This window comes from Paraburkholderia ribeironis (assembly GCF_900019265.1).
In the GTDB taxonomy this organism is placed as follows: domain Bacteria; phylum Pseudomonadota; class Gammaproteobacteria; order Burkholderiales; family Burkholderiaceae; genus Paraburkholderia; species Paraburkholderia ribeironis.
In genome coordinates this window covers 1-2,389 of sequence record NZ_CYGX02000134.1, presented here as the reverse complement: position 1 = coordinate 2,389, position 2,389 = coordinate 1, and the positions used below count along the sequence as shown (strand labels likewise).

General features: G+C 52.1%; 1 protein-coding gene and 3 pseudogenes. 2 read left to right on the top strand and 2 right to left on the bottom strand.

Annotated features, from left to right (window positions below):
- The coding region (locus tag BN2475_RS32070; protein WP_218023755.1) for a thioesterase domain-containing protein at window positions 1-1,062 on the top strand (1,062 nt) is incomplete at its 5' end.
- A gap of 110 nt (window positions 1,063-1,172) precedes the next feature.
- On the opposite strand, the pseudogene BN2475_RS34780 reads toward BN2475_RS32070, so the two are convergent.
- Together BN2475_RS34780 and BN2475_RS36070 are read right to left on the bottom strand one after the other, a co-directional pair.
- Window positions 1,173-1,356 (bottom strand): annotated as a pseudogene (locus BN2475_RS34780) (DDE-type integrase/transposase/recombinase); the annotation flags it as partial.
- 252 nt (window positions 1,357-1,608) lie between these two features.
- Window positions 1,609-1,794 (bottom strand): annotated as a pseudogene (locus BN2475_RS36070) (IS110 family transposase); the annotation flags it as partial.
- Window positions 1,795-1,905: 111 nt separating this feature from the next.
- On the opposite strand from BN2475_RS36070, the pseudogene BN2475_RS32060 reads away from it, so the two are divergent.
- Window positions 1,906-2,256, top strand: a pseudogene (locus BN2475_RS32060) (IS110 family transposase); the annotation flags it as partial.
- Window positions 2,257-2,389: the final 133 nt, after the last annotated feature.

Genomic DNA, 2,389 nt, shown 5'->3' with positions numbered 1-2,389 from the left:
GTCTCGCGTGACATCCTCGGCCTCTACACGGTCAGTCGACACGATTCATTCTTTGCGCTTGGCGGACACTCCCTGCTCGCTGTTCAAATGATTACCCATGCAGCGAAGCGCAGCATGATATGTACCTTGAATGACATATTTCAACACTCCACTCTGGCGAAACTAGCTTTACACATCGACACTTATCCGTCATTTACCTCAAATATCAGTGCAATCACGATTCGACCATCCGGATCAGAACCTCCGATATTCTTCGTACCGGATGGCTCGGGAGATCATTCGTACGCATTCCCCCTTTCCGAGAGCATAAACATTGATTGCCCGACATATGTACTTCCATGGCCACCAAGTCTTGACGCCCCATCCAGTTTGATTGAAGATCTTGCTGAGAAAATGGCCAATATTATAATTGGTACCCAATCAACCGGACCCTATCGAGTTTGCGGCTACTGTACGGGCGGAATTCTCTCCTACGCTATCGCAAAACAACTTTCCGACATGGGAATGGAGATCGATTTTGTTGGACTTATTGACACACCTGCCCCGAGCACTTTCAGAAATGACAATTTGACTATCGAGCAACGATTCGTTATGTCGATTTCCGATTGCGGAAATATCATACCAAGAGAAACCATAAATAAGATGCAAGAAAGTTTTGAAAGACTAAACATTCAAGAGCTAATTGAGCTTGCGCAGAAACTAAAAATTCTTCCAAAAGCAATCCCCATCAAGATCGCCGTCGATCACTACAAGCGCATCCACAATTACGTCGACATGATAAAGATTTATGCTCCGCCGCCGTTGCATTCAACAATCCACCTATTTTATGCGCTTGAGAAGCCCGACCAAGGCGATCACACCTCTCCTCAAACGCATGGCTGGGATAAAATTATCCCATCGTCGCGTCTCTTTACAAATCCAGTACCTGGCAATCACATCACGCTGATGTCAGATAAATTGAATCGCATGCTTCTTGGAAACGCGTTGAGTCGCATATTAAAAGAGCCCAATACCTATACCTCCAAACCCCTGTCGCGCAAGCCTCTGGACACTGACAACTAACGGTAAACGATGGTTTCCACACACCAAATGGAGGTTCGTTCGCAACCCGTGGGCAGGTTCTGTCGCAGTAAGAGCGAGAGGTCGGCCAAGTCCGATATGGTATGGATTCCTTATCCAGCCAGCGAATAGAATTGCTGTGCGGGAGTTTGCACCAACGCCGCCATCGTTCAATTGCCCCTTGACGATCATGTGCATAACTTCGATGCCGCCCAACACGATGCAGGCACAACGAAATTTCTTGAACCCAAGCATCGGTCGGGTCCGGCGCTTGATCGCCCGATGATCCTGTTCGAGAGGGTAGCCTCGTTTCCTCTCGGAAACGAGGCCCCCGAAGGTAGGGTCGAAAACTGGCGCGCGCACGGTAGGCTCCGGTGGTCTCTCCACCGCTTTCACGGTGGGCCTCAGTCCGGCTGCCATAGTCACGTTTCCAGCTCCCGCCACGTCAAACCGAGCGTGCGGTTTTCCCGCACTCGGCTTTCCTGTCTGCTTCATGTCAAGGTTTATGGGACCTATCATGCTGGGCGCGCTTTCGGCGCAGCGGTACGCCCGGCCCCAATAATGCGATGACCCACATGCCTCCATACCGACCACGCACGGCTCAAGCTTCGCAAAAAACGCCAGTACGTCCGCGCGGCGCAACTGCTTGCGTACGACAGTATGTCCCTGCGAGTCCACTCCATGAACCTGGAATAGAGTCTTTGCAAGATCCAGCCCGACGGTGGCTATCTTCATGATGAACGCTCCTTTGCCGTGGAAGTCACGACTTCTCCACTAATGGGATGGTCCACCCCACCTCGCTGGACAGGTTAGGCTGGCAGTGTTCATACCGAACTGGAGACCATCATGGACGACGTAACGCTCGTTGGTATCGATCTCGGCAAACACAGCTTCCACCTGCATGGGCAGAACGTGAAAGGCAAAGCTATGTTTCGTAAAAAGATGAGCCGCAAACAACTGATCGAATTCTTCGCGACGTTCCATGCCTGTACCGTCGTCATGGAGGCCTGCGCCGGTTCGCATTATATGGCGCGCAAGCTGGCCGAATTCGGGCACACGGTGCGCCTTATCTCGCCGCAGTTCGTCAGGCCATTCGTCAAGTCAAACAAGAACGATTTCGTCGATGCCGAGGCGATCTGCGAAGCAGCTTCGCGCCCGGCTATGAGATTCGTAACCCCGAAGACGGAGTCGCAACGTAAGCGGCTCGTGCCGGCCGTTATAGACGGTGGCTGAGGGTGACATCAAAGTGATGCCCATCATTTCCAATCTGATGGGCACCACTTTGACACAGTCTGCGGAGAAGAAGCCGGATTCCCGAACGGGGCGCCCG